Below are 539 nucleotides of genomic sequence, written 5' to 3'. Positions count from 1 at the left end.
ACTTAAAAACTGCACGACCTCTGGAGCGATGGTGACTCCACGAGCCGTCATTATCACTGTCCAAGTGCTATTGATCACTGCCGGGATCTTCGCAATCCCGCGTGAAGTGGATTCCCAACAGGATCTTTCGGGGATCACCATCGGCTTGGAAGGTCGCAAGCAGAAGATAGGGGAAGCTGAACATGCCTCCAAGGAACACGCTCAGAAACGCGAAGAATTGCCCCTTGGCAGAGAAGCCTTCACGCCAGGTGATCCAAGTTGCACCGAGGAAAAGGTAAATGAGAAAGTCCGTGTCGAACTGCGACCGCCAGTTGAACGCCATCAAGTCGTTGATCGCGACGCTTGGCCAGTTGATCCCTTCAGAAAGCGAAGCAATCACGGTCATTGCGTAAATGAGCAAGGTGGCGAACAGCAAGAAGAATCGCAGCAGATTCATGCAGGATTTGTCGGTTGGCGGATGGCGGTAAGCTTTTACGAAACCGCCCTGAATGAAGCGAACGAAATCTTAACTACTTGGGAATGTACCAAGGTCAGCCCGG

General features: G+C 52.1%; 1 protein-coding gene. It reads left to right on the top strand.

Annotated features, from left to right (window positions below; translation table 11 throughout):
* Positions 1–28: 28 nt before the first annotated feature.
* Positions 29–539: hypothetical protein (locus tag B2R17_RS05595; RefSeq protein ID WP_286763196.1), on the top strand; the 511-nt coding region annotated here is incomplete at its 3' end.

This window comes from Rhodopirellula sp. UBA1907, from assembly GCF_002337565.1.
Taxonomy (GTDB): Bacteria; Planctomycetota; Planctomycetia; order Pirellulales; family Pirellulaceae; genus Rhodopirellula; species Rhodopirellula europaea.
The sequence above is the reverse complement of the archived record's forward strand: the minus strand, read 5'-3'. Positions and strand labels throughout refer to the sequence as shown.